Below are 17,934 nucleotides of genomic sequence, written 5' to 3'. Positions count from 1 at the left end.
TGGGATGCTCAATCGTCTTTCACGAAGCGCGCCAGGCGCAGCAGCTTGGCACTGATCTCGAGGCCCGCTCGGCGTGCCGCCGCGAGCCCGATGTCGAAGGTGATACGCCCGCTGTCGACCTGCAGGTTCAGCATCACGCCCTGCTCCACCAGCCCCAGGCGGTCGCCGACGAACAGCACCCCGGGGTGGTGGGCCACCGGCACCGCCGCCGGGGTGCGTGCGCCCACGTAGGCGATGTGGCAGCCGCCCGACTGGTCGGGGGCCGCCTTGCGCACCCGCAGGCGATGCCCCTGCACCTGCTGGCCGGCCAGTCGCGAGAGGGCAGTCCCCGTCGCGTCCTCGTCGAACAGGCAGAGATCGAGCGGCTGGCCGGCCGGCAGCCGCTCGCGGGGCCACTGCACGAACAGCAGCACGCGGAAGACGATCTGCGCCTTCATGTCGGACTCGGCCACCGGCTGGGCGCAGGCCGTCCCGCTGCCCGCGACGGCAAGCAGCAAGGTGAGACGGCGAAGCAGACGGGCACCCAGCATGCGGCGACACTTCGGATCAGAAGCGAGCCTGCCAGCTCAGTTCGAACTGTCGGCGCGGCTGGCGGATCCGATCGTCGGCGAGCGCCGGTGTGGACGGATCGTCGTAGTGGACGTCGCCGAGGTTGGTGACGCGCAGCTGCAGCGTATTGGCCGGCGTCACCGCATAGCGCAGCGTCGCGTTGGCCACCACGTGCCTCCGCACGCGTGCATCGCCGGACCAGCGCAGGCCCATCGCACGCAGCTCCAGCGCGCCCTGCAGCGACGCCGCCAGCGGCGCGACCAGCGAGCCCTTGGCCAGCCACCGGGGCGAATTGCTCAGGCGCCGGCCCTCCGAGCGTGCGTTTTGCAGCGCCAGGCTGCCGCGCAGCTGCAATCCGTTGCCACGCGCGTGCTCGAGTTCGATCTCGCCGCCCGTGGCGCGCGCAGCGCCCATGTTGCGGTTGCGGTACACCTGCTCGTCCTCGTCGTCCGATACCGGGACCAGCTCGATCAGGCCGTGCAGCTGGTAGCGGTAGAGGGTCGCGGACATGCGTGTCGTCTCGTTCAGCGCCTGCTCCATCGCCAGCTCTACCGTGGTGATGTGCTCGTGCTCAAGGTCGGGGTTGGGCAGCTGGGTGACGCCTCCGTCCTCGTAGAAGCGCTCGCTGAGGTTCGGCGAGCGGAAGGCGCGCCCGGCCAGCAACTTGAAGGCGCTGCTTTCGCCCGGCCGCCAGACCAGCGCCGCACGCGGCGAGAGCTCGGCCGAGTCGCCGCGGGCACCGTCCAGCCGCAGCCCGCCGGTCAGCGACCAGCGCTCGGAGAAGCGGTACTGGTCCTGCACGAAAACCCCGGCGCGCGCCGGCCGGCTGAGGTGGTCGAGGTAAGTGGCCGCGGGGTGACGGTCGAAGTTGCGCAGCCTCGCCTGCAGGACATAGCGCCCCTCGACACCGAGCACGATCGTGTGGTTCACCAGGCCGCGCCAGGTGCTGCGGTACTCGGCGCTGAGCCACTGGGCCTCGGCCACGTCGTAGTTGACGGCGTCGGGCAGGCCTTCCTCTTCCGGCTCGTAGACATAGCGACCGCCGTAGCGGTAGTGGCTCAGCGAGACCCGGCCCTGCGGATGCCAGTCGCCGGAGGCGCCCGGGTCCCAGGAGACGTCGAGAAAGCCGTTGGTGTCGGTGTACTCGGTGCCATCCGCGCCGAAGCGGGTGCCATAGGGGGCGGTGGCCTGCCCCTTGAGCCGGTGGCTGCCGGCGAGCTTGGCACGCCAGGCGCCATCGCGGTATTTCGCCATCAGCGCGCCGTAGCGCATGTCCTCCAGCCCGGCCACCCGGCCGTTCGGGTTGTCGGGCGTGCCGTAGCTCTGCAGGGACAGGGTCTCGCCGTCATTGCCGTAGGCCGCCACACCGACGAACAGATCCTGCCCGCCAGGCAGCACGGCGCCGTACTGGCCCACCACACGACGCGAGTTGAAGGAGCCGCGCGCCACTTCGATGCGCATGCCCGGCGCATCGGCGCCATCCAGCGTCACGACATTGGCGATACCGAACAGGGCATTGCCACCGTACATCGAGGACGAGGGACCGGCGACAAATTCGAGTCGCTTGATCCACTGTGCGACGACCGGCTGCTCGTACTCGGGCTGGGCTTGGTCGTACACGACGTCGTTGACGCGGTAGCCGTCGATCAGCGTGAGCGTGCGCACGTTGTAGTCGCCCGGCAGGTTCAGCCCGCGCACGCCCAGCGCCAGGTAGGCCCGGTCGCCCGTCACGTACAGCCCCGGCACTGCCTGCAGGACGTCGGACAGGGTCTGGTAGCCCTTGGCGCGGATCTCCTCCTGCCGCACCACCATCACCTGGGCCGGCGCGTCCAGGGTGTTCTGGGAGTACTTGGAGGCCGACTCGACCTCCAGGCCGACCAGCTGTTCGAGCAGGGTCAGCGCTTCGGCGCTGTCCGGCGGCGGCTGCAGCGAGGCCTGTAGCGGCTCCTGCGCGTGACCGCGGCTGAGGGCCAGGCAGGCCGCGGCCGCCAGCGCCGAGCGGGCAAAGAGACGGCGGAAAGTGCGAGGAGTCATGGAAACGGGTCGCAGACACGAGGGGCAGACTTCACCCCGGCCTTCGACATTTCGGCCTGCGGCGGCATTACTTGAGAAACCAGGCGACCGGCCACGGCGGCAATGCGTGACGGCCTGCACAGGAGCAAGGCGTGAGCGGACGAGGGTGTGAGATTTTCACGCCCTGGGTGGGTTTGCAGCGATACCGCCCTGCCTCCTCCCGCCGGCGCACGGCGGCGCCTGCCGCCGTGCGGGACTCAGCCGGTGCGCGGCCGATCCCGCGGATCGGAGTGAGCGAAGGCTTCGCGCTCGAAGCAGTTGTCGAGATAGGGATCCCCGCCGCGCAGGGCTTGCCAAAGGCTGGAACCCAGGTAGAGCGGGAAAAACAGCAGGCCCAGTTTTTCGTATTGGCGCACGTGCACATGTTCGTGCTCGCGGCAGTCGGCCAGCGCAGCGCGGTCCACGCCGAGGATCACGTGGCCGAAGGTGATGGCCGAGAAGCGGCAAGCCGCCGGCAGCCGACGCAGCCAGGCGGCGAGCGGACCGCCCCCCACTTCGAGCACCCCCGCCACCCGTGAGGCGTGGGCGCCGCAGGCCCACAGCGGCACGGCGAGCAGGAGCCCGACCGCCGAGGCCGGGGAGGCCCAGGCATATTTCGCGAATCGCTTCAGGCGGCTCGAAGGCAGCATCTCGGTACGGCACGCTTCACGGCCCCGCCCGCCTCACTCCCCGAGGGCTTCGGCGAGCTCCTTGCAAGAAGGCTTGCAGACCATCTCGGTCTTACCCAGCAGTTTCTTGGACTGCAGCTGATCGGGCGTGCGGTGCTTGCCGCACTTGAAGCAGGAGCGGGTGTTGGCCTTGCTCGCAAACGGAGAGCCGACGGTTTTGGACCGGTAGCGCAGGCCGTCGTCGTTGATTCGGGTGGTGACGGTCTTGGTCATGGATGGGTTGCCTCCAAGGTGACCTGGGTAAATGAGGATCAAAGCGCGATTTTCCAGTGCCGCGCGGCATTACGCCAAATCGGCCGCCCAAAAAACCGCCCGGGCCCGGCGTGCGTCACGCCCGGGGGCTCCCGAAATCAAGCCAAGCAGCGCCCGTGCCAGCCGCCCCGGTGCGCGCCGGGCGGGCGCCCGATGCGACCCGAACCGTCAGCCGTGCTGCCCGCGGCGGCGCGGCGGGCAGGGCGGCGCTTCAAGTGAGCACCGGCACCCCACGCCCCGCCGGCTCGGTCGCGCCGCTCAGTACAGGATGCGGCAGCGAATGGTGCCCTCGATGGAGCAGAGCTGGCCCAGTGCGATCTGGCTGGCGGAGGCGTCGACGTCGACCACGACGTAGCCGACGTGCTCGTTGGTCTGCAGGTACTGCGCCGCGATGTTGATGCCTGCTTCCGAGAAGCGCTCGTTGATGTGGGCCAACACGCCCGGCACGTTGTGGTGGATGTGCAGCAGGCGGCTCTTGCCGGTGTGCTCGGGCAGCGACACCTCGGGGAAGTTGACCGCCGAGACGGTCGAGCCGTTGTTGCTGTAGCGGATCAGCTTGGCCGAGACCTCGCGCCCTATGCTCTCCTGCGCCTCGGAGGTGGAGCCCCCGATGTGGGGCGTCAGCAGGACGTTCTCGAAGCGCGTCAGCGGCGAGACGAAGGCCGCGTCATTGCCCTGCGGCTCGACCGGGAAGACGTCGATGGCCGCGCCCAGCAGGTGCTTGGACTCCAGCGCCTCGACCAGTGCATCGATGTCGACCACGGTACCGCGCGAGGCATTGATCAGGTAGCTGCCCCGTTTCATGCGCGCCATCTGGGCCGCGCCCATCATGTTCTGCGTCGCCGGCGTCTCGGGCACGTGCAGGCTCACCGCGTCCGAGACCTCCAGCAGCTCGTCGAGCGTCCCCAGCTGGCGGGCGTTGCCCAGCGGCAGCTTGGCCTCGATGTCGTGGAACACCACGCGCATGCCCAGGTGCTCGGCCAGCACGCCGATCTGCGTGCCGATGTGGCCATAGCCGATGATGCCCAGCGTCTTGCCGCGCACCTCGTAGGAATTGGCGGCGCTCTTGACCCAGCCGCCGCGGTGCAGGATCGCGTTTTTCTCGGGGATGCCGCGCATCAGCATCACGATCTCGGCCAGCACCAGCTCGGCCACGCTGCGGGTGTTGGAGAAGGGGGCGTTGAAGACCGGGATGCCGCGCTTGGCGGCCGCCGGCAGGTCGATCTGGTTGGTGCCGATGCAGAAGGCGCCGATGGCCGTCAGCTTGCCGGCCTGGGCCAGCACCTCCTCGGTCAGGTGGGTGCGCGAGCGGATGCCGACGAAGTGGGCGTCGGCGATCGCCTCGATCAGCGCATCGCCGGCCAGCGCCTTGGCGTGCGTCTCCACCTGGGTGTAGCCGTCGCGCTCCAGCGCCTCCACCGCGGACGGGTGGATGCCCTCCAGCAGCACGAACTTGAGTTTTTCTTTCTGGACCGACAGGCGGGTGGACATCGGGCAGCTCCATGAAATGGCGGGTTCCGCGCACGGCGCGCGCCATCAGTGTGCCGAGCCCGGCGGCGGGCCGCCAGCGGCGGGCCGGAAGCCCCCGCCGCGGACGGGCCTTGGGGCCGGGCAGGACCTCGTCACATGGGGGGCCGCGATTGCCGCCACAATGCCGCCATGCGTCGCCTGGCCTCCCTGTTTGCTCCCCTGATCCCGGTGCGCCCCGTCTCCTTCCTCGGGGCCGTGATGCTGTCCACCGGCCCCGCGCTGCGCGGGCGCTGGCATTTCCGGATGCGCGATCTGGCGCGCGTGACGGCCGACAGCGGCGCCCGCGCGCTGCCCATCGTGACGGTGGTCAACGTGCTGGTGGGCGCCATCCTGGCCTTCGTCGGGGCGGTCCAGCTGGTCAAGTTCGGCGCCGGCATCTTCGTCGCCGACCTGGTCGGCATCGCGGTGTCCCGGGAGATGGCCGCCGTCATCACGGCGGTGGTGATGGCCGGCCGCACGGGCGCGGCGTTTGCTGCCGAACTGGCGACGATGCAGACCAACGAAGAGGTGGACGCTCTGGAGGTGCTGGGCCTGCACGCGATTGACTACCTGGTGCTGCCCCGTGTGATCGCGCTGCTGTTGATGATGCCGCTCCTCTACGTCTACGGCTGCCTCACCGGCCTCATCGGCGGGCTGCTGGTGGGGGTCAGCATGCTGGAGCTGGCGCCGGCGGCCTACCTCGACCGCAGCTTCGAGGCGCTCACCTGGGGCCATCTGGGCCTGGGCTTCGCCAAGTCCATCGTGTTCGGCGGCCTGGTCGCGATCACCGGCTGCTACTTCGGCCTGTTCTCGCAGCGCAATGCGGCGGGCGTGGGGGCGGCCACCACCCGGGCGGTGGTGGTCAGCATCGTCGGCATCATCTCGCTGGACGCCGTGTTCGCGGTCTGCGCCAACGCGCTGGGGGTCTGAGGTGGCATTGCTCAAAGTGGACCGCCTCGAGATGCGCTTCGGCACCCGGCTGATCCAGCGTGAGGTCTCCTTCTCGGTCGAGCGCGGCACCATCTTCGCCGTGATGGGCGGCAGCGGCTGCGGCAAGAGCACCTTGCTACGCCATCTGATCGGCCTGCTGCCGCCTGCCGCAGGGCGGGTCGAATACGACGGCGTCGATTACTGGGCCAGCGACGAGAAAACCCGCACCCGCCTGCGCGCCGGCTTCGGCATGCTGTTCCAGAGCGCGGCGCTGTGGTCCTCGATGAGCCTGCTGGAAAACGTCTGCCTGCCGCTGGAGCAGCACAGCCCGCTGGGCCGCGCCGAGCGCGAGGCGCGCGCCCGCGAGGTGCTGGCCTGGGTCGGCCTGGAGGCCTTCGCCGGCTACTACCCGGCCGACATCAGCGGCGGCATGAAAAAGCGCGCCGGGCTGGCGCGGGCCATCGTGGCCGAGGCGCCGCTGCTGTTCCTCGACGAACCCTCGGCCGGGCTGGACCCGATCAGCTCCAAGCGCCTGGACGACCTGATCCTCGACGTGCGCGAGCGCACCGGCGCGGCGGTGCTGATGGTCAGCCACGAACTGCCCAGCCTGTTCGGCATCGCCGACGACGGCATCTTCCTCGACGCGGACAGCAAGCAGCCGATCGGCCGCGGCAGTCCGCGCGAATTGCGCGATCATGCGCAGCATCCGACGGTGCGGGCCTTCCTGCGCCGGGAAGAGCCGCCCGGGCCTTCGGCCGCGGCTCCCAACCTCGCCCCAGCCTCCTCATGAAACGTCACGCCCTGCTTGTCGGCAGCTTTGTCATCGGCGCCCTGGTCCTGGTCGTCGTCACCATCGTCTGGCTCAGCGGTGCCAGCCTGTTCCAGCAGCAGCTCTACGCGGTGGTGCACTTCGAGGGCAGCGTCAAGGGCCTCTACGTGGGCGCGCCGGTCACCTTCCGGGGGGTGCCGGTGGGCCAGGTCGAATCGATCGGCATCGAGGTCGACGACGACTCTCTCAACGCCCGCATCCCGGTCAGGATGAGTCTGCGGGCGAGCGCGGTGCGTTTCGACGGCGGCGACGACGACGGCTCGCGGGTCGACCTGCCGACCCTGATCAAGCGCGGCCTGAAGGCGCGCCTGGTGGCGCAGAGCTTCGTCACCGGACAGAAGCTCATCGACCTCGACTTCCTGCCCGACACGCCGGCCACGCTGATGGGGTCCAAACACGACCCCGAGATCCCGGCCGTCGCGGACCGCTTCGGCGTCCTGGTCGACCAGATCGCCGAGCTGCCGCTGCGCGAGACCGTCCAGGACCTGCGCCAGACCCTGCAGACGGTTCAGGCGACCCTGGACAGCACCCGCAAGACGCTGGAGCTGTCGTCGAAGGAGCTGTCGAGCACGGCCGCGCAGGCGCGCCAGACCCTCGCCACCGCGAGCACGGCGCTGCGCCAGGTGCAGGGCAACGCCCAGTCCGCGCTCGCTTCCGTGACGCGGCTGTCCGACACCACCGAGGCCACCTTGCAGGGCGTGCGCCCGGAGCTGCAGGAAACGCTGCGCGGCGCCCGGGCGGCAGCGGAGTCCGCCCGCGTCGCGATGGACCGTGTCTCCGAACTGAGCGCCCCCGGCGCACCGTTGCGGGCCGACCTCGACTCGGCGGTGCGCGACCTCTCGCAGGCGGCCCGCGGGCTGCGCGAGTGGAGCGAGCTGCTCGAAGAACAACCGAATGCCGTGATCTTCGGCGCCGACCGTCCTTGAAGCCGAACGCCATGACACTCCCTCTGCTGCGCCTGCTGCCCGCCGCTCCCGCTCTCCGACCCGCCGGTCGGGCCCTGCTGCTGGCCTGCGCCGTGCTGGCCGGCTGTGCCGGCACCCGGCCGGCAGCGACCCTGCTGACCCTGCCCCCCGCCGAGCTGCGGCCGGCCGAGGCCCCGGCGGCGGCTGCCCCGGGGCCGGTGGTGTCGGTGCGGCGTGTCGCCATCCCCGAGTACCTGCTGACCCGCAAGGTGCGCTTCCGCGCGAACAGCAGCACCTTGGCCGAGTGGCCCCAGACCTACTGGGCCGAGCGTATCGAGGTGGGGGTGACCCGCGAGTTCGTCTCCGCGCTGCGCCAGGCACTGCCGGGCTGGACCGTCTGCGAAGCCAGCTGCAATGACCGCGTCGCCGAGCTGGCCCTGCAGGTCGATCTCGCGCCGCTGGACCTGCAGCGTTCGGCCGGCATGCTGCAGTCGCATGCGCGCGTCTCGGTGAGCAGCACCGCGGCCGCCGCGCCCGGCGCGCCGCGCGTGCAGCAGCTGGTGGACCGGCGCTTCGAGCAGCCGAGCGGCGCCGACACGCCGCAGGGCCATGCCCAGGCACTCACCGACGTGCTGGAAGCGGTGGCCCAGGCCACCGCCGACGGGCTGCGCCAGCGTGTCACGCCGGTACGGTGACGCGGCGGTGAAAAACGCGAGCCCGGTGCCGGCCGATGCCCCCGGCCTGACGCCCAACCGCGAGCGCTGGCTGCTGCTCTCGCTGGCGGGGGTGCAGTTCACGCACATCCTCGACTTCATGATCATGATGCCGCTGGGACCGCAGTTCACGCGGCTGCTGGGCATCAGCGAGGCACAGTTCGGCATGCTGGTGTCGGCCTATACGCTGGCGGCGGGTGCCTCCGGCTTGCTCGCCACGCTCTTCATCGACCGCTTCGAGCGCAAGCGGCTGCTGCTGGGTCTGTATGCCGGCTTCGCCGTCGCGACCCTGGGCTGCGGCCTGGCGCCGGGCTACCTGGCGCTGTTGGCCGCGCGCATCGTCGCGGGCCTGTTCGGCGGCGTGCTGTCCGCCCTGGTGCAGACCATGGTGGCCGACGCAGTCCCCTTCGAGCGGCGCGGCCGCGCCACGGGCGTCATGATGGCCTCGTTCTCGGTGTCGACCGTGATCGGCGTGCCGTTCTCGCTCTGGCTCGCCGACCGGCTGGGCTGGCAGGCGCCCTTCCTGGCCATCGCGCTGATGTCGGCCGCCATCGCGGCGGCGGCCGCGGCGGTGCTGCCGCGCTTCGACGCCCACCTGCACACGGCGGGACGCCCATCGGCGCTCGCGGGCCTCCGGCAAGTGGTGCGTGACCCCAACCACTGGCGCGCCTTTGCACTGTCGGCGCTGATGCTGTCGGCCGGCTTCGCCATCATTCCCTACCTCACCATCTATCTGACGGCGAATGTCGGGCTCACCGCCTCGCAGGTGCCTCTGATGTACCTGGCCGGCGGTTTCGCGACCCTGTTCACCGCACGGCTGTGGGGCATCCTGGCTGACCGCTTCGGCAAGGTCCGCACCTTCCGTCTCATCGCGCTCGCGGCCATGGTGCCGATGCTCCTGGTGACCCACCTCCCGGCCTCGCCCCTGTGGGCCGTGCTGACGGTCACGACGATCTTTTTCATCTTCGTCTCGGGGCGCATGGTGCCGGGGATGGCGATCATCACCTCGGCGGCCCAACCCGCGGTGCGCGGCGCCTTCATGAGCCTGAACGCCGCGCTGCAGTCGGGCGCGATGGGGGTGGCTGCCTGGATTGGCGGCCTGCTGATTGGCCGCACCGCGGACGGCAGCCTCGCCGGGTTCAATGCCACCGGGTGGGTCGGGGTGGCGGTCTCCCTCTGCACCGTCTGGCTGGTGGGACGGCTGCACCTCCACACGGCGCCGCCGGCTCGTGCGAGCTCCGCACCGGCGGAAAACATCTGAAACGCATCCGTCACCGCGGCGCCCGGCAGCACCCCGTCAGGCCTTACAGGCAACACGGGATGATGACAAAAAACTGCTGCCCTGTTGATCAGGCCCAAACCCTTTTCGGGTATTCCCGCCACTGTCTTGTCACACAGGCCTGGCGGCGGCACACTGGGTTCACGACGCGTCGCTTTCCTGCCTCATAAGAGCATCCCCAACCCCTTCGGAAAGGAGGACTTATGAATCTGACGATCAGCGGCCACCACCTTGAAGTGACACCCCCGCTGCGAGAGTACGTACTCACAAAGCTGGACCGGGTCACCCGGCACTTCGACCAAGTGATGGGCATCGACGTGCTATTGCGCGTCGAGAAGCTGAAGGAGAAGGAGCGTCGGCAGAAGGCCGAAGTCAACCTCCATCTCAAGGGCAAGGACATTTTCTGCGAAACATCACACGAAGACCTCTATGCCGCGATCGATGAATTGATGGACAAGCTGGATCGCCAAGTCGTGAAGCACAAGGGACGGCTTCAGGACCACCACCATGACTCTCCGAAAAGGATGAATGGCGCCGTGGGCGACAGCTTGGCGTAAGCTGGAGGAGCCATTTTGGAGATACCGGGCGGCCTGCGGGCCGCTTTCATTTTGACACCCCGGGCGGGCCGTCCCCTTGCTGCGTCGCAACAAGGGGAGCACAATCGGACCCGAGCCGGAACGGCCCCTCTACCCCGAGCGAGCCGCCATCCACTTTTTATAATGCAACGCTTTGTCACCGCACCCGCGCAGTCCCAGGCCGCTACAGGCTGAAGGTCCGCGCCGCGCCCCCGATGAACCGTCTCGCCGCCATCCTTCCCGCCACCAACGTTTTGGTGAACGTGGACGCAACAAGCAAAAAGCGGGCCTTTGAGCAAGCCGGCTTGCTGTTCGAGAACCAGCACGCCATCGCGCGGGCCACCGTGACGGACAACCTGTTCGCGCGGGAACGCCTCGGCTCGACCGGCCTGGGTCATGGCGTCGCCATTCCGCACGGTCGTATCAAGGGGCTGAAAAACCCCCAGGCGGCGGTCTTGCGCGTGCAGCAGGCCATCCCCTTCGACGCGCCGGACGACCAGCCGGTGATGCTGTTGATCTTTCTGCTGGTGCCCGAGGCGGCGACCCAGCGGCACCTCGAGATCCTGTCCGAGATCGCCGAACTGCTGTCGGACCGCGACTTGCGCGAACGGCTCAAGTCCGAACCGGACGCGGCCAAGGTGCACGAATTGATCTCGAGCTGGGAACCGTTGAAATCGGTCGCCTGAGCGCCCCCTGAATCCAAACCCACCCGCCCGCGCCGCTTGAAACCTACCGTCATCAGCGCCGAGGCGCTGTTCGAAGCCCAACGTGCCGCACTGAAGTGGCACTGGATCGCCGGCCACGCGCATCCGGAACGCCGCTTCGATGAAGTGGCGGTGCGCGACGCACAGTCGGCCGCCGACCTGGTTGGCTACCTCAACTACATCCACCCCTACCGGGTCCAGATCGTCGGCCGCCGCGAGGTCGAGTACCTGTCCATCGCCAACCCCGAGGACCAGGCGCGGCGCATCTCGCGCATCGTCACGCTGGAGCCGCCGGTGCTGGTGGTGGCCGACGGCCAGACCCCGCCCGACCAATTGGTGGCGATGTGTGAACGCGCCGAGATCCCGTTGTTCGTCACCGAGGAATCGGCCGGCTTCGTCATCGACGTGCTGCGCAGCTACCTGTCGCTGCACTTTGCCGAGCGCACCACGCGCCACGGCGTGTTCATGGACATCCTGGGCCTGGGCGTGCTGCTGACCGGCGAATCGGGCCTGGGCAAGAGCGAACTGGGCCTGGAACTGATCTCGCGCGGCAACGGCCTGGTGGCCGACGACGCGGTCGACCTCTACCGCGTTTCGCAAAGCGCGATCGAAGGGCGCTGCCCCGAGCTGCTGCTGAACCTGCTCGAGGTGCGCGGCATCGGCCTGCTGGACATCAAGGCCATCTTCGGCGAGACAGCGGTGCGGCGGAAGATGCGCCTCAAGCTCATCGTGCACCTGGTGCGCAAGGAGACGATGGAGCGCGACTTCGAGCGCCTGCCCTACGAGCCGCTCTACGAGGACATCCTCGGCGTGCCGGTGCGCAAGGTGGTGATCGCGGTGGACGCCGGCCGCAACCTGGCCGTGCTGGTCGAAGCCGCCGTGCGCAACAGCATCCTGCAGCTGCGTGGCATCGACACCTACAAGGAATTCATCGAGCGCCACCAGCAGGCGATGCTGCGGGGCGAATAACCAAACAGCCCGGCTCGGTGGTCACGTTTTGGGTCGCGCCGCCGGTCTGGGCGTGTCCGGTCCGGAACCGGTTCAGCGCTCGCCGGAGTGGCCCTTGCATCCCTCGCGGCCGCAGACCACATACAGGGCCAGCGAATGGTCCTGCAGTTCGTAGCCGCGCTCCTTGGCGATTTCCTGCTGGCGCTTTTCGATCTCGGCGTCGTAGAACTCCTCGACCCGCCCGCACACCACGCAGACCAGGTGGTCGTGGTGTTTACCCTCATTGAGCTCGAAGACTGCCTTGCCTGCCTCGAAATGGTTGCGGGAGAGCAGGCCGGCCTGCTCGAACTGCATCAGCACCCGGTAGACCGTGGCGAGGCCGATGTCCGAGCCTTCGGCGAGCAGCGCCTTGTACACATCTTCAGCAGTCATGTGCCGCTGCCGACCGCCCTGGAAGACCTCGAGGATCTTCAGGCGGGGCAGGGTGGCCTTCAGGCCGCTGCTTTTCAATTCATCAACGTTGGTCATGAGGCGGCTCCGGGGCGCCGGCACGGGCTGGCGTGGCGAGCCCTGCCGGTAGAATCATCGAATCATATCGAGGTTGAGTGCGGCGCACCCGCGCCGGCCCCCATACCCCTATGCCTTTCATCATCCCTCGAGGCCGCTTCGCCGGCCTGCTTGCCGCCGCGGCCCTGCTCGCCACCCTGAGCGCCTGCAGCTCGATGAAGTCCAGCGACAGCGTGCTGGGCCTCGTGACGCCCTACCGCATCGAGGTCGTGCAGGGCAATGTCGTGACCCGCGAGATGGCAGCCGCGGTGAAGCCGGGCATGAGCCGGGCGCAGGTGCGCGACATCCTCGGCTCGCCGCTGCTGACCGACGTCTTCCACGCCAACCGCTGGGACTACATCTTCACGATTCGCCGCCAGGGCGCCGAGCCCCAGCTGCGCCGTGTCACCGCTCACTTCGACGGCGAACAGCTCAACCGCCTCGAGTCCGAGCAGGAGCTGCCGAGCGAGACCGCCTTCGTCGCCTCGATCGACACCTTCAAGAAAAAGAGCGGCAAGACCGCGCCGCTCGAACTCAGCCAGGAGCAGTTGCAGGCCCTGCCGGCACCCAAACGCCAGACGGGCGAGCAGGCCGAGACCCCGCCGCCGGCCCGCACCTATCCGCCCCTGGAACCCTGACGACGGCGCGCCGCGTTGGCGCACCGCTGTCCTGTTCCCTTCCTTTTTTGCCGTTCACTGAAGCCGCCTGCCGATGAACCATCGCATCACCATTGCCGGAAGCTCCGGCCGCATGGGCCGCACCCTGATCGAAGCGGTGCTCAACGCCGACGACTGCAGCCTCGCCGGGGCGCTCGACCAGCCGGGCAGCCCGGCGATCGGCCAGGAGGCCGGCGCCTTCCTCGGCCAGTCCTGCGGCGTCGCCATCACCGCCGACCTGCGCGTCGGGTTGCAGGACGCCGGCTACCTGATCGATTTCACGCGTCCCGAGGGCACCTTGGCACACCTGCAGGTGTGCCGCGAGCTGGGCGTGAAGGCGGTCATCGGCACCACCGGCTTCAGCGATGCACAGAAGGCGCAGATTGCCGAGATCTCACGCGACATCGCGATCGTGATGGCGCCCAACATGAGCGTCGGCGTCAATGTCGTGCTCAAGCTGCTCGACGCCGCCGCGCGCGCGCTGAGCGAGGGCTACGACATCGAGATCATCGAGGCCCACCACCGCCACAAGGTCGACGCCCCCAGCGGCACGGCCCTCCAGATGGGTGAGGTGGTGGCGCGCGCCCTGGGCCGCGACCTCAAGCAATGCGCCGTCTACGGCCGTGAAGGGGTGACCGGCGAGCGCGACCCGTCGACCATCGGCTTCGCCACCGTACGTGGCGGCGACATCATCGGCGACCACACCGTGCTGTTCGCCGGCACCGGAGAACGCATCGAAATCACGCACAAGTCCTCCGGCCGCGCCACCTATGCCCAGGGCAGCCTGCGTGCGGTGCGCTTCCTGGCCGGGCAGGCCAGCGGCCTGTTCGACATGAGCGACGTGCTCGGCATGGCCTGAGGCGGCCGCCCCGCACGAGACGATGGACGGCTTGCAACACCTCTGGAGCCAGGGCGACGCCGTGACCCGCGTGGTCGCGGTGCTGCTGCTGGCGATGTCGGTCGCCGCCTGGGTGCTGATCTTCTGGAAGGGCTGGTTGCTGGGACGAGTGCGCCGCGACATCGAGCAGGCGATCCCGGCCTTCTGGGCTGCCGCCTCGCTGGAGCAGGGGCGCGAACGGCTGGCTGGGCAGGACCGCGAGGCGGTGCTCACACCGCTGCTGGCCGCCGCGCTGCACGCGCCCCCGGCCGGCACGCTGGAGGCCGGCGGGCAGCGCCACTCCCAGCTGACCCGGCGCCTGCGCGACGCCCTGCACGGCGTGTTGCGCCAGCTGCAATGGGGCCAGGTGCTGCTGGCCTCGATCGGCAGCACGGCGCCCTTCATCGGCTTGTTCGGCACCGTCTGGGGCATCTACCACGCGCTGGCCGGGATCGCGGGCGAGGGCCAGATCGCGATCGACAAGGTGTCCGGCCCGGTGGGCGAGGCGCTCATCATGACGGCCGCCGGCCTCGCGGTCGCGATCCCCGCGGTGCTGGCCTACAACGTCTTCGGCAAGCTGGTCGGCGCCTGCGAGGCCGAGCTGGAGGGTTTCGCGCACGACCTGCGCGAGATCCTGGCGCCGCAGCCCCCTTCAGACGGAGCGCCCTGATGGCCTTCGGACGACTGGAGCGCAGCAGCGGCCCGGCGCCGATCAGCGACATCAACATGACGCCGCTGATCGACGTGATGCTGGTGCTGCTGGTGATCTTCATGATCGCCGCTCCCTTGATGACCGCCAGCCTCAAGCTCGACCTGCCCCGCAGCGAGGCCGCCCGCCCCGACCCCGTGCCGGCCTTCATCGCGGTGGCCCTCACGCCAGCCGGCGAACTTTTCCTGGGTGACGAGAAACTCGCGCCCGAGGCCTTCGCAGAACGCGTCTCGGCCGCCGCCCGGCAGAATCCCGAGCTCGAAGTCCAGTTGCAGGCCGACCGCAGCGTGCCCTACGGCCAAGTGGCCGAGCTGATCGGCACTTTGCAGCTCGCCGGGCTGCACCGCATCGCCTTTGTCGCGCAGCCGCAGCCGCAGCCGCAGCCGCAGCCGCAAGCGCCGGCGGCCAGCCGCTGAGCCGCCCGGCACGCCGGAGCGACCACGCGCAAGGCAGGTCCGAGCCCGCCACCCCGCTTCCTATAATCGACCACCCTTTGGATCCGAGCAGGACCGGCCCGCCCCAGCGGGCCCCGCACCCGATGACTACCCAACAGCCCACCGCCTACAACCCGCGCGAGGTCGAGACGGCCGCGCAAGCCCACTGGCAGGCCCGCGACGCCTACCGCGTCACCGAGGACACGAGCAGGAAGAAGTTTTATGCCTGCTCCATGCTGCCCTACCCCTCGGGCAAGCTGCACATGGGGCACGTGCGCAACTACACGATCAACGACATGTTGGCGCGCCAGCTGCGCATGAACGGGTACAACGTGCTGATGCCGATGGGCTGGGATGCCTTCGGCCTGCCGGCAGAAAACGCGGCGCTCAAGAACGGCGTGCCGCCGGCGCAGTGGACCTACGACAACATCGCCTACATGAAAAAGCAGATGCAGGCGATGGGGCTGGCGATCGACTGGTCGCGCGAGATCGCCACCTGCGACCCCAGCTACTACAAGTGGAACCAGTGGCTGTTCCTGAAGATGCTGGAGAAGGGCATCGCCTACCGCAAGACCCAGGTGGTCAACTGGGATCCGGTGGACCAGACCGTGCTCGCCAACGAGCAGGTCATCGACGGCCGGGGCTGGCGCACCGGCGCGCTGGTCGAGAAGCGCGAGATCCCGGGCTACTACCTCAAGATCACCGACTACGCCGAGGAACTGCTGGACCAGGTTCAGCACCATCTGCCCGGCTGGCCGGAGCGCGTGCGCCTGATGCAGGAGAACTGGATCGGCAAGAGCGAGGGCGTGCGTTTCGCCTTCCCGCACCAGATCCGCGACACGAGCGGCGCCCTCATCCAGGACGGCCGGCTCTACGTCTTCACGACGCGCGCCGACACCATCATGGGCGTGACCTTCTGCGCGGTGGCGCCGGAGCACCCCCTGGCCGCCCATGCGGCGACAGGCAAGCCCGAGCTGGCGGCTTTCATCGAGGAATGCAAGAAGGGCGGCACCACGGAGGCCGAGCTCGCGCTCAAGGAGAAGGAAGGCCGGCCGACCGGGCTGTTCGTGACCCACCCGCTGACCGGCGCGCCGGTCGAGGTCTGGGTCGGCAACTATGTGCTGATGAGCTACGGCGACGGCGCCGTGATGGGCGTGCCGGCGCACGACGAGCGCGACTTCGCGTTCGCGAAAAAATACGGCCTGCCGATCAAGCAGGTGGTCGCAGTCGCTGGCGAAAGCTACTCCACCGACGCGTGGGCCGAGTGGTACGCCGACAAGCAGCGCGGCCTCACCGTCGCCTCGGGCCAATTCGACGGGCTGGGCTACAAGGCCGCCGTCGATGCGGTGGCCGACGCCCTGATCGCCCTGGGCCTGGGCGAGAAAAAGACCACCTGGCGCCTGCGCGACTGGGGCGTGAGCCGCCAGCGCTACTGGGGCACGCCCATTCCCATCATCCACTGCGGCGACTGCGGCGCGGTGCCGGTGCCCGAGCAGGACCTGCCGGTGGTGCTGCCGCAGGACTGCGTGCCCGACGGCAGCGGCAACCCGCTCAACAAGCGGCCCGACTTCCTCAACGTCGCCTGCCCCACCTGCGGCAAGCCGGCCCAGCGCGAAACCGACACGATGGACACCTTCGTCGATTCGTCGTGGTACTTCATGCGCTACTGCGACCCGCACAACGACGACCAGATGGTCGCGGGCGGCGCGCGCTACTGGATGCCCGTGGACCAGTACATCGGCGGCATCGAGCACGCGATCCTGCACCTGTTGTACGCGCGCTTCTGGACCAAGGTGATGCGCGACCTCGGGCTGGTGAAGGTCGACGAGCCCTTCACGCGGCTGCTGACGCAGGGCATGGTGCTCAACCACATCTATTCACGGCGCAACGACAAGGGCGGTGTGGAGTACTTCTGGCCGCACGAGGTCGAGAACCAGTACGACGAGCAAGGCAAGATCACCGGGGCGAAGCTGAAGAAGGACGGCTCGGCGGTGAGCTATGACGGCGTCGGCACGATGTCGAAGTCCAGGAACAACGGCGTCGACCCTCAGGACCTGATCGACAGCTACGGCGCCGACACCGCGCGCCTGTTCGTGATGTTCGCGTCGCCGCCCGAGCAGACGCTGGAGTGGAACGACGCCGGCGTCGAGGGCGCGCACCGCTTCCTCAAGCGGGTCTGGAACTACGCCCAGTCGCACCGGGCCCAGATCGGCGAAGTGCTGCCCGAGGGCCTGGCCGCCGAGCTGATCTATGCCGCCGCGCCGTCCGACGTCAAGAAGCTGCGCCGCGAAGTGCACAAGCTGCTGCAACAGGCCAGCTACGACTACGAACGCATGCAGTACAACACCGTGGTGTCCGCCTGCATGAAGCTGCTCAACACGCTGGAGGGCTTCGACGCCGAGAACCACCCCGACCGGCACTACGCCAGCTGGGCGGTGCACGAGGCGGTCGGCATTCTGCTGCGTGTGCTCTACCCGGCCTGCCCGCACCTGACCGAGGTGCTCTGGCAAGACCTGGGCTACGTCGCCCAGTACGGCGAGCTGCTGGACGCGCCCTGGCCTCGCGTCGACGAAGCTGCGCTGGTGCAGGACGAGATCGAGCTGATGCTGCAGGTCAACGGCAAGCTGCGCGGCGCGGTGACGGTGCCGGCCTCGGCCGACAAGGCGGCCATCGAGGCCGCTGCGCTCGCCTCGCCCGACTTTGCCAAGTTCTCGGAGGGCAAGCCGGTGCGCAAGATCGTGATCGTGCCGGGCCGGCTGGTCAACGTCGTGGTCTGAG

19 protein-coding genes are annotated in these 17,934 nt (G+C 69.0%); 13 read left to right on the top strand and 6 right to left on the bottom strand.

Going from position 1 to position 17,934, the window contains the following annotated elements; genetic code table 11:
* Nucleotides 1-8: 8 nt before the first annotated feature.
* The 5 genes from OOT46_RS02050 to serA all read right to left on the bottom strand — a co-directional run bounded on the left by OOT46_RS02050 (nucleotide 9) and on the right by serA (nucleotide 5,033).
* Entirely contained in the window at nucleotides 9-530 is a 522-nt protein-coding gene (locus OOT46_RS02050) for a YfiR family protein (RefSeq protein WP_265401917.1), read from the bottom strand.
* A gap of 16 nt (nucleotides 531-546) precedes the next feature.
* Nucleotides 547-2,583, bottom strand: a complete 2,037-nt coding sequence (locus tag OOT46_RS02045) for a TonB-dependent receptor plug domain-containing protein (RefSeq protein WP_265401916.1) — start codon at nucleotides 2,581-2,583, stop codon at nucleotides 547-549.
* Between the two features lie 236 nt (nucleotides 2,584-2,819).
* Nucleotides 2,820-3,251, bottom strand: coding sequence for a signal peptide prediction (locus OOT46_RS02040; RefSeq protein WP_265401915.1), 432 nt, complete (start codon nucleotides 3,249-3,251; stop codon nucleotides 2,820-2,822).
* 33 nt (nucleotides 3,252-3,284) lie between these two features.
* Entirely contained in the window at nucleotides 3,285-3,503 is a 219-nt protein-coding gene (locus OOT46_RS02035; protein WP_047193207.1) for a hypothetical protein, read from the bottom strand.
* A gap of 297 nt (nucleotides 3,504-3,800) precedes the next feature.
* Nucleotides 3,801-5,033, bottom strand: coding sequence for a phosphoglycerate dehydrogenase (gene serA, locus OOT46_RS02030; RefSeq protein ID WP_265401914.1), 1,233 nt, complete (start codon nucleotides 5,031-5,033; stop codon nucleotides 3,801-3,803).
* 135 nt (nucleotides 5,034-5,168) lie between these two features.
* Between serA and OOT46_RS02025 the strand changes: the two genes are divergently transcribed.
* The 8 genes from OOT46_RS02025 (at nucleotide 5,169) to hprK (ending at nucleotide 11,955) form a co-directional block, all read left to right on the top strand.
* Entirely contained in the window at nucleotides 5,169-5,981 is an 813-nt protein-coding gene (locus OOT46_RS02025; RefSeq protein WP_265401913.1) for an MlaE family ABC transporter permease, read from the top strand.
* A gap of 1 nt (nucleotide 5,982) precedes the next feature.
* Nucleotides 5,983-6,771, top strand: a complete 789-nt coding sequence (locus OOT46_RS02020; protein WP_265401912.1) for an ABC transporter ATP-binding protein — start codon at nucleotides 5,983-5,985, stop codon at nucleotides 6,769-6,771.
* Nucleotides 6,768-7,736: an MlaD family protein gene (locus OOT46_RS02015; protein WP_265401911.1), complete on the top strand. Its 969-nt coding sequence runs from the start codon at nucleotides 6,768-6,770 to the stop codon at nucleotides 7,734-7,736. Before OOT46_RS02020 ends, OOT46_RS02015 begins: the two co-directional genes overlap by 4 nt.
* Nucleotides 7,737-7,747: 11 nt before the next feature.
* On the top strand, nucleotides 7,748-8,410 hold the full coding sequence (locus tag OOT46_RS02010) for a PqiC family protein (RefSeq protein WP_265401910.1): 663 nt from the start codon (nucleotides 7,748-7,750) through the stop codon (nucleotides 8,408-8,410).
* A 7-nt stretch (nucleotides 8,411-8,417) separates the two neighbouring features.
* Entirely contained in the window at nucleotides 8,418-9,689 is a 1,272-nt protein-coding gene (locus tag OOT46_RS02005; RefSeq protein ID WP_265401909.1) for an MFS transporter, read from the top strand.
* A gap of 221 nt (nucleotides 9,690-9,910) precedes the next feature.
* Nucleotides 9,911-10,264 (top strand): ribosome hibernation-promoting factor, HPF/YfiA family, encoded by a 354-nt coding sequence (gene hpf / locus OOT46_RS02000; RefSeq protein WP_265401908.1) that lies wholly within the window; start codon nucleotides 9,911-9,913, stop codon nucleotides 10,262-10,264.
* A gap of 233 nt (nucleotides 10,265-10,497) precedes the next feature.
* Nucleotides 10,498-10,968, top strand: a complete 471-nt coding sequence (locus tag OOT46_RS01995; protein ID WP_265401907.1) for a PTS sugar transporter subunit IIA — start codon at nucleotides 10,498-10,500, stop codon at nucleotides 10,966-10,968.
* A 36-nt stretch (nucleotides 10,969-11,004) separates the two neighbouring features.
* The gene (hprK, locus tag OOT46_RS01990; RefSeq protein ID WP_265401906.1) at nucleotides 11,005-11,955 is read left to right on the top strand and encodes an HPr(Ser) kinase/phosphatase; all 951 of its coding nucleotides are present in this window, start codon (nucleotides 11,005-11,007) and stop codon (nucleotides 11,953-11,955) included.
* Nucleotides 11,956-12,027: 72 nt separating this feature from the next.
* Here hprK and fur read toward each other — a convergent pair whose 3' ends face one another.
* Complete coding sequence (gene fur, locus OOT46_RS01985; protein ID WP_265401905.1) at nucleotides 12,028-12,462, bottom strand: ferric iron uptake transcriptional regulator; 435 nt, start codon at nucleotides 12,460-12,462, stop codon at nucleotides 12,028-12,030.
* Between the two features lie 110 nt (nucleotides 12,463-12,572).
* Between fur and OOT46_RS01980 the strand changes: the two genes are divergently transcribed.
* The 5 genes from OOT46_RS01980 (at nucleotide 12,573) to leuS (ending at nucleotide 17,933) form a co-directional block, all read left to right on the top strand.
* Nucleotides 12,573-13,118, top strand: a complete 546-nt coding sequence (locus OOT46_RS01980) for an outer membrane protein assembly factor BamE (RefSeq protein WP_265401904.1) — start codon at nucleotides 12,573-12,575, stop codon at nucleotides 13,116-13,118.
* Between the two features lie 73 nt (nucleotides 13,119-13,191).
* Nucleotides 13,192-13,995, top strand: a complete 804-nt coding sequence (gene dapB / locus OOT46_RS01975) for a 4-hydroxy-tetrahydrodipicolinate reductase (RefSeq protein ID WP_265401903.1) — start codon at nucleotides 13,192-13,194, stop codon at nucleotides 13,993-13,995.
* Nucleotides 13,996-14,017: 22 nt separating this feature from the next.
* On the top strand, nucleotides 14,018-14,683 hold the full coding sequence (locus OOT46_RS01970) for a MotA/TolQ/ExbB proton channel family protein (protein WP_265401902.1): 666 nt from the start codon (nucleotides 14,018-14,020) through the stop codon (nucleotides 14,681-14,683).
* Entirely contained in the window at nucleotides 14,683-15,138 is a 456-nt protein-coding gene (locus OOT46_RS01965; protein ID WP_265401901.1) for an ExbD/TolR family protein, read from the top strand. The genes OOT46_RS01970 and OOT46_RS01965 overlap by 1 nt, the downstream gene beginning before the upstream one ends.
* A gap of 122 nt (nucleotides 15,139-15,260) precedes the next feature.
* Nucleotides 15,261-17,933 carry a leucine--tRNA ligase gene (gene leuS / locus OOT46_RS01960; RefSeq protein ID WP_265401900.1) on the top strand — a complete coding sequence of 891 codons (2,673 nt, stop codon included), beginning with the start codon at nucleotides 15,261-15,263 and terminating at the stop codon, nucleotides 17,931-17,933.
* The last annotated feature ends 1 nt before the right edge of the window (nucleotide 17,934 follow it).

Source organism: Aquabacterium sp. A7-Y, assembly GCF_026153205.1.
In the GTDB taxonomy this organism is placed as follows: domain Bacteria; phylum Pseudomonadota; class Gammaproteobacteria; order Burkholderiales; family Burkholderiaceae_C; genus Caldimonas.
The sequence above is the reverse complement of the archived record's forward strand: the minus strand, read 5'-3'. Positions and strand labels throughout refer to the sequence as shown.

Bases quoted from the DNA above. Each gene is read 5' to 3' on its own strand.
- OOT46_RS02050 (WP_265401917.1), bottom strand. From the start codon at position 530: ATGCTGGGTGCCCGTCTGCTTCGCCGTCTCACCTTGCTGCTTGCCGTC.
- OOT46_RS02045 (WP_265401916.1), bottom strand. From the start codon at position 2,583: ATGACTCCTCGCACTTTCCGCCGTCTCTTTGCCCGCTCGGCGCTGGCG.
- OOT46_RS02040 (WP_265401915.1), bottom strand. From the start codon at position 3,251: ATGCTGCCTTCGAGCCGCCTGAAGCGATTCGCGAAATATGCCTGGGCC.
- OOT46_RS02035 (WP_047193207.1), bottom strand. From the start codon at position 3,503: ATGACCAAGACCGTCACCACCCGAATCAACGACGACGGCCTGCGCTAC.
- serA (WP_265401914.1), bottom strand. From the start codon at position 5,033: ATGTCCACCCGCCTGTCGGTCCAGAAAGAAAAACTCAAGTTCGTGCTG.
- OOT46_RS02025 (WP_265401913.1), top strand. From the start codon at position 5,169: ATGGGGGGCCGCGATTGCCGCCACAATGCCGCCATGCGTCGCCTGGCC.
- OOT46_RS02015 (WP_265401911.1), top strand. From the start codon at position 6,768: ATGAAACGTCACGCCCTGCTTGTCGGCAGCTTTGTCATCGGCGCCCTG.
- OOT46_RS02010 (WP_265401910.1), top strand. From the start codon at position 7,748: ATGACACTCCCTCTGCTGCGCCTGCTGCCCGCCGCTCCCGCTCTCCGA.
- hpf (WP_265401908.1), top strand. From the start codon at position 9,911: ATGAATCTGACGATCAGCGGCCACCACCTTGAAGTGACACCCCCGCTG.
- OOT46_RS01995 (WP_265401907.1), top strand. From the start codon at position 10,498: ATGAACCGTCTCGCCGCCATCCTTCCCGCCACCAACGTTTTGGTGAAC.
- fur (WP_265401905.1), bottom strand. From the start codon at position 12,462: ATGACCAACGTTGATGAATTGAAAAGCAGCGGCCTGAAGGCCACCCTG.
- OOT46_RS01980 (WP_265401904.1), top strand. From the start codon at position 12,573: ATGCCTTTCATCATCCCTCGAGGCCGCTTCGCCGGCCTGCTTGCCGCC.
- dapB (WP_265401903.1), top strand. From the start codon at position 13,192: ATGAACCATCGCATCACCATTGCCGGAAGCTCCGGCCGCATGGGCCGC.
- OOT46_RS01970 (WP_265401902.1), top strand. From the start codon at position 14,018: ATGGACGGCTTGCAACACCTCTGGAGCCAGGGCGACGCCGTGACCCGC.
- OOT46_RS01965 (WP_265401901.1), top strand. From the start codon at position 14,683: ATGGCCTTCGGACGACTGGAGCGCAGCAGCGGCCCGGCGCCGATCAGC.
- leuS (WP_265401900.1), top strand. From the start codon at position 15,261: ATGACTACCCAACAGCCCACCGCCTACAACCCGCGCGAGGTCGAGACG.